Source organism: Arcticibacter sp. (assembly GCF_045629565.1).
In the GTDB taxonomy this organism is placed as follows: Bacteria; Bacteroidota; Bacteroidia; order Sphingobacteriales; family Sphingobacteriaceae; genus Arcticibacter.
The window spans coordinates 1-6,147 of sequence record NZ_JAZQRL010000075.1 but is presented as its reverse complement, the minus strand read 5'-3'; the positions used below and the strand labels follow the sequence as shown (position 1 = coordinate 6,147).

4 protein-coding genes and 2 tRNA genes are annotated in these 6,147 nt (G+C 43.9%); 3 read left to right on the top strand and 3 right to left on the bottom strand.

Annotated elements, in window-relative coordinates; genetic code table 11:
• The 3 genes from ACKI5J_RS09560 to ACKI5J_RS09550 form a co-directional block, all read right to left on the bottom strand.
• Positions 1-1,184, bottom strand: a 1,184-nt coding sequence (locus tag ACKI5J_RS09560) for an MGH1-like glycoside hydrolase domain-containing protein (protein WP_407428882.1), incomplete at its 3' end; no start/stop codon positions are given.
• Positions 1,185-1,268: 84 nt separating this feature from the next.
• On the bottom strand, positions 1,269-4,031 hold the full coding sequence (locus ACKI5J_RS09555; RefSeq protein WP_407428880.1) for a hypothetical protein: 2,763 nt from the start codon (positions 4,029-4,031) through the stop codon (positions 1,269-1,271).
• Positions 4,032-4,237: 206 nt separating this feature from the next.
• The gene (locus ACKI5J_RS09550) at positions 4,238-5,314 is read right to left on the bottom strand and encodes a fatty acid desaturase family protein (RefSeq protein WP_407428878.1); all 1,077 of its coding nucleotides are present in this window, start codon (positions 5,312-5,314) and stop codon (positions 4,238-4,240) included.
• A 300-nt stretch (positions 5,315-5,614) separates the two neighbouring features.
• On the opposite strand from ACKI5J_RS09550, the gene ACKI5J_RS09545 reads away from it, so the two are divergent.
• From ACKI5J_RS09545 to ACKI5J_RS09535, 3 genes are all read left to right on the top strand, one after another.
• Positions 5,615-5,698: transfer RNA gene (locus tag ACKI5J_RS09545), tRNA-Leu, on the top strand.
• A 16-nt stretch (positions 5,699-5,714) separates the two neighbouring features.
• Positions 5,715-5,798 (top strand) — tRNA-Leu (locus ACKI5J_RS09540).
• A gap of 119 nt (positions 5,799-5,917) precedes the next feature.
• The coding region (locus ACKI5J_RS09535) for a hypothetical protein (RefSeq protein WP_407428876.1) at positions 5,918-6,147 on the top strand (230 nt) is incomplete at its 3' end.

Below are 6,147 nucleotides of genomic sequence, written 5' to 3'. Positions count from 1 at the left end.
AGGTAAATTTCCCCATGGAATGTATGAGACAGTGCGTATTGCTTAAGTTCATCGAAAAACACAGCTGGTGAGCTGGTACTGTTTTTCTTGTAGTTATTCAGGAAGTTGGACAAACCTTTAAGTGTTTGTGTAGTGGCAAATGGCCAGATGGCACCGTCCCACTCACACCCGTGGCCTGACCCGCGGGTACGGAATGTTGGTTCTCTGCGCTCTGCGGTAGTTAAGCCCCAGGGTGCGTCGAAACCAGCTGTATCCGTTAGCTGGAGCCAGGCTTTTGAATATTCTTTTTTGTCGGGGACCAGATTGAAATACCAGGGAATGAAGCCTATGGCCTCACGGGGAGCCAGGGAGCCATCTACCTCCAGCTTGGCACTGAAGAACTTTCTGTTCTTGTCCCAAAGGCTGTCAAGCACCAGCTTTTTAATCGAGTTTGCCTTGCTGTTATAGACGTTCTTCAGACTGTCCTGGCCGAAAAGACCGGCCATTTTTGCAATGGCTACTGCATTTCCATACATGTAGCTGTTGATGGAGGGACGTCTGTTCTTCACCCTGCGGCCTCCGCTGACAGACTCTTCCATCGCGTCTTTAACATCGTACTGCCAAAACAGACCACTTTCAGCCTGTCTTTCCTGCTCCCAGATCCCGTAATCTTCTGTCAAAGCAGGCAGAATATGTTTCACATAGTTTTTGTTTTGATTAACCAGATACAGATTGTAAACAGCATCATCTACCCAGCTACTGAAGGCATGAAAACGTGGAGCCGCAAAGGTTTTATCTTTCAGCAACCAGAAATCCAGATACTGATTGATATATTCTGAATCATGAATCCACCTTGCTTCGTAAACCTGATGCCCCAAGGCGCTGCTGATAGCATTGTATTTCCCCGCATGTTTTACAGGTGTTATGAACTCTGTAAAAATGAAGCCTGCGGGAGTTTCTTTCAGATGCTTTCTGAAAGACCACCATCTGTAGTAATAGACTTTCTGCATCGCAGAGTCGGGGCATTCAAATAGAGGGACGTTCTTAGACAGCCACTCGAATGTTTGCGCATTGGGCACATAATTCTTAACATCTTCGCTGTCTAACGAGTTAAAATAGTTGGTATAATCCCGGAGTTGATCCGTGCTTAAGATCTGCGCTTTGCTCTGCGCTGACACGTCTTTCCCAAATAAGACTGCCAGCATAGCAAAACCGAAACATTTAAGCATTTTCTGCATCTTCATCTTCATATATGTGTGTAGTGTTTTTCTGACTTAAGCAGACTGCTGTTATTCAAATAACCAATCTATGTCTTTTTTATTACCCTTAACCCCTATTCCAGCATCATACAACCGCACCTGGTCATTCGCATCAACGAATCCGACAATTACGCATGCGCCTTTGGCAAGAGTAAGCTTATTCCGGCCTTTAGGGAAAGAGTAGGAATGAATATTTACCGGAGCAAAAGAGCTTGCCAGCAACGCGTTGGCAATCTTAATTTCTGACTGTCCGAAGTCATTCGCACTAACATCATGCTCCAAATCCGGAGGCGTTAATAAACCCGGAGATTTTTCATTATAAAAACCAACCAGCACCTTCACCGGCTGAGCCGAAGAAAACTCTATAGTTGTTCCGTTTTTTATCTGATCGCCTTTGGACAGTTTCAGCCCCTTTAGTCCTGCGATCTCAGAAGCAAACTCTTCGATCTTCAAAGTGGTATCTGAATAGACTTTGGCGTTCTTTTCAATAGTGAAATATTCGGGACGTTTATTGTGAACCGTAACCGGTACATTTCTGTATTTAACAACCTGTACGGCGCCCTTTCTATTTGATGGGTTTTTGAGCGAATCGATGCTTCTGCGGAAATGCTCAAGCTCTTTCTCATAGACAGGCAATACTTCGACCCAATGCTTATAGGTGGCATCTACACCGCGCAAAGGTATCTTGCGATGCTTAGTTTGCAAGCTGTTCGCATACAAATAAGTATCTTTCGTCAGGTCGGCCAGCTTGCGGTAATGCACAACGCTCTTTTCCAACAGCGGCAACGCACGTTCCAGGTCAGCGATATCGTCTGAATATTTATATCGAAGAATTGATAACGCCGCCTCTACCTTCGCGGAAAAGAAGGCCGCCAGTTCGTTATAGCTATAGACGTCATTTTTCAATCTTTCAAACTCGTCTTTGTTTTTGCTTACACTGCCAGAGGCTGCTTCTATTGCCTCTATGGCCTTTCTTCCATGAACAAGGACTTCCTTTGCGACGATGACAGGGGTTTCGCCGATATGCTTTTGCTTGTTCCACTCTTTCTCGGCATACTCAATGATCATCTCGCCTTCGGGAGCCTCCGACTCATAGAGCATGGTAAATAAATTATACCGGAATGGATTGATCAGCTGTGTCATCGTCATTCCAAGCGTAAGCGTCTGACGGTTTCCGTCAGTGATCCCATAACGGCGTAATAATTTAGGTGCTATTTCGCCGGTTTCCTCATACGCTTTGAGAATATTTTCAGCAGCCTTCGGAGTGGCGCCGAAAGTTCCGGCTAACTGGTCAGACCAGTATGTGATTTCTTTTGACCGGTCCCTACGGCTATTCCAGGCATAACGTGCCCATGCCTTATACCATATCTCATCTCTTTCTACCTGGAGCAGCCGTTCTTTTGTCTTATCAGCTGCATATGGCCAATCCCAGTAAGAAGCCTGTGGATAAACATGGATTGCATTAGACTCATATACGTCATGCATAGCCTGAACAGACTTCTGAATGAAATCGGCAGAGCCATAACGGAATGGTTCGAGGTTAGCCAGTATATGTACATTTTGAACGTGAACTGTTCCAATTCTGCTGAGATCACGGTGAAGTTGTGCCCATGAGCCGCGAGGTGTATAGGTGGTTAAGGCTTCTCCGTTGAATTTGGCCATCGTATACAGGTTCTTATAAATAGGCAATGACTCCTTCATCACGATATCAGCATCTGTATCATGCGCTCTCAGTACGATGGGTGGCTGGATGTTTGTACCTAAAGCTTTGAGTCCGTCTTTTACACCGGGAATAATCGTTTTGGTAAACCAATCGACATCATCCTGACCTCTGCCTTCCATCGCTTCTCCCAGAGTAACCAGCAAGCCGACATTCGGATATTTTTCCACAAACGCAGCTATAGATTTTTGAGTATAATCGGCTATGATCGGAATGATGGGCCGGTTCCGGTCCTGAGTAGCAAGACCATGCTTTTCTGCGAATGGCTTCGGGATGATAATATTATAGAACATCTGAATAACCCAAATTCCTCTTTTATCCGCTTCGGCCGTTAGGAAGCGGAAGACCTCTTCGTTCTTTTTGAACGTTTCTTCACTTACTTCAAGAGCATAGGGATACTCTTTCACTTTGACAAGTGACGAGAAAGGGTGTCCGTTCCACAAATATAAGGAATTGTATCTGTTCTCTACTAACATATCCAGATACTGGATCCAGAGTTGCTTGTCATAAAACCAGGGGAAATCTTCGGGTGTATAAGGATACTCATACATTCCTCTCCCCGGAAGTTCGGTTGGCTTCTGCAGACCGATAGCGGTACCCCGCAGTACCATTTCCGGATGATCGTTTAACGTGAAGTTTTCAGGTAGTTTACCGGTTGCTTTGATCTGATCAACAAGCTCAAGACATCCATAGAGTGCCCCTGTAACATCAGATCCAATAATAGTCGCCTTGTTGTTGGTAGTGGTTGTTATAGAAAAACCTTCTTTATGATTCAGGTTGCTAACTGTGGTTTTCGATTGTTTGAGGAGGGGTCCGGCCTGAGCTTCGTTCTTCTCGGCTATCTGTATGGTATTATTCCGTGATGAAAAGCTGTTTCGCGGCTGAACCTTTGCGTTGTAACCAGCCTTATTGAGTGCGTCGGCGAGTTTGTTCGCACCGAACTGAATGCGCTGATGCGCATCTTTTGATATCACAATGTCGATACTGCTCTTTTTGCCAGAAGAAGAGTTTGCTGCCGCAGATGCTCCATACAATACAAATACCGAACAACATAAATAAATAAAATACCTCATCTATAATTTGATCTTGTTTTTAATTAGGTTAACTGATCTTTCAGGTTACAATTATCAGTCTTCAAAATTAAAAGCAAGCATTGGTTGTTTCTTGTACAAAATTCCCAACATACTATAGCATGTTATCTTAGGCGCTAACAAAGCTGTGACAGAATACGCCCGCCGCTTTCCAGGTTTTTACCGGTTTTATGGTATAAATAAGCCTTTCACGCTTCCTTACCAAACCTTCTCAACATAATAAAATGTGACTTCAACGCAGATGCGAAAGTATAATTTTCAATATAGGGTATGTTAAATTCCTGAGCTGTCTGCTTTACAATTTTGCTGATAGGCCCGTAGTGAATATGGCAAATATTCGGAAACAGGTGATGTTCTATCTGACGGTTCAGTCCACCCAGAAAGAACGCAGCTACTTTACTGTGTGTGGCGAAGTTTGCCGTTGTCCGCATTTGGTGCTCTGCCCAGGCTTCTTCCAGGTTCCCGTCAGGATTGGGAGTTGGAAAATCAGTTCCTTCGACCACATGCGCTAACTGAAATATAAGTCCCATTGTGAGCCCTTCAGCAAGGTGCAAAGCGAGAAAGCCGATCAGGAATTGCCACCAGGTAATATCAAGAATGAGCAGCGGCAGGATGATATAAAGAAAGTAATATACCGCCTTATAAAAGAACAGGTTGAAGTACTCCTTCCTGGGATGATTCATCTCCTGCTCACCGATTTTGGATTGAAAGAACTTTTTATAGTCTTTACGGAAAACCCAGGACAATGATGCAAGACCATACAGAGGGAAAGCATACCAATGCTGATAGCGCTGAATTCGGTTAACGGGCTCTTCCTCCGAAATGCGTATGAGCCCCGGTGCCACCTCGATATCTTCGTCATGTCCGGGGATATTGGTATACGTGTGATGTACCACATTATGCGTTATGCTCCACACGTAAGGGTTAGCGCCTATGAAGTTAAAGACGTAGCTAAACAGTCTGTTTGTTCGCTTATCTGAAGAAAATGAACCGTGGATAGCGTCATGACAGATATTGAAACCGACAAATGCACTGAACATCCCGAGCAGAACAGACAGCATCAGCATCCACCCGGCAGAAACAACATTAGACAGGATAAAAACATACAATCCGACGAATCCGGTCAGGAAAAATAGGGTCTTTGCCCACATCGCTACGTTGGCGTTGCGGGAAATATTGGCTTCTCTAAAATATGCGTCTACACGTTTACGGGTGGTTGCCAAAAAAAGAGAGTTTGATGTATTCTTGAATCGTATTTTACTCATTTAGATCGGTGGGAGACACTACTAGTTTACAATCCAAATGTTGTGAATATTGGGTATTGAAATAAGTCTTGACTACTTACTTAGGTGGGAAATTCTGTTATTTAATTTTGTATACTCATATTAAACGCAGAAACCTGCACTTTGTTGTAGAAATACGTATTGATGGATTGAAGAAGTGAGTATTTCACGCAGAAAAAAAATTATAAGCCTATGAGACAAGGACTCAGCTTCTTCAGACTAATCTTTTTGCATAAAGCCATTGCACTTTTAATCCAACATCCTATATTTGCTCTCCTTAATGCCCGGGTGGCGAAATTGGTAAACGTTGCGGTCTCAGAAGCCGTTGGGAATTGTCCCTTGAGAGTTCGAGTCTCTCCTCGGGCACCTAGTATTAAGAAAAGTCCGGGTGGCGAAATTGGTAGACGCACCACCTTGAGGGCGTGGCGCCTGTACGGGTGTGTGAGTTCGAATCTCATCTCGGACACTTTTTAAAGATTCGAAAGAATCGCTAAAATAAAAACAGCTTTTACGGCATCGTAGAGGCTGTTTTTTCTTCCAGCAGTCGAGTTGTTTAGGTGCCTTTTATTCCAACATTATTCCAACATGGAAAATTTGAATAAAAGCATGAATACGTTTAGCGTTAAGCTTTGGGTAAACAAACAGCGTGTAAAGAAAAGCGGAAACGTTTCGCTTTACATCCAAATCATCGTAGACAAAAAACACGATGAGATTCCTTTAAATATTGAATGGCCGTTCGTCAGGATCGATCTTGAACGGGGTGAACTTCTTCCCAGGAAGAAGAATGATCCCGACGTACATGAATTTTCACTCAT

Bases quoted from the DNA above. Each gene is read 5' to 3' on its own strand.
- ACKI5J_RS09555 (WP_407428880.1), bottom strand. From the start codon at position 4,031: ATGAGGTATTTTATTTATTTATGTTGTTCGGTATTTGTATTGTATGGA.
- ACKI5J_RS09550 (WP_407428878.1), bottom strand. From the start codon at position 5,314: ATGAGTAAAATACGATTCAAGAATACATCAAACTCTCTTTTTTTGGCA.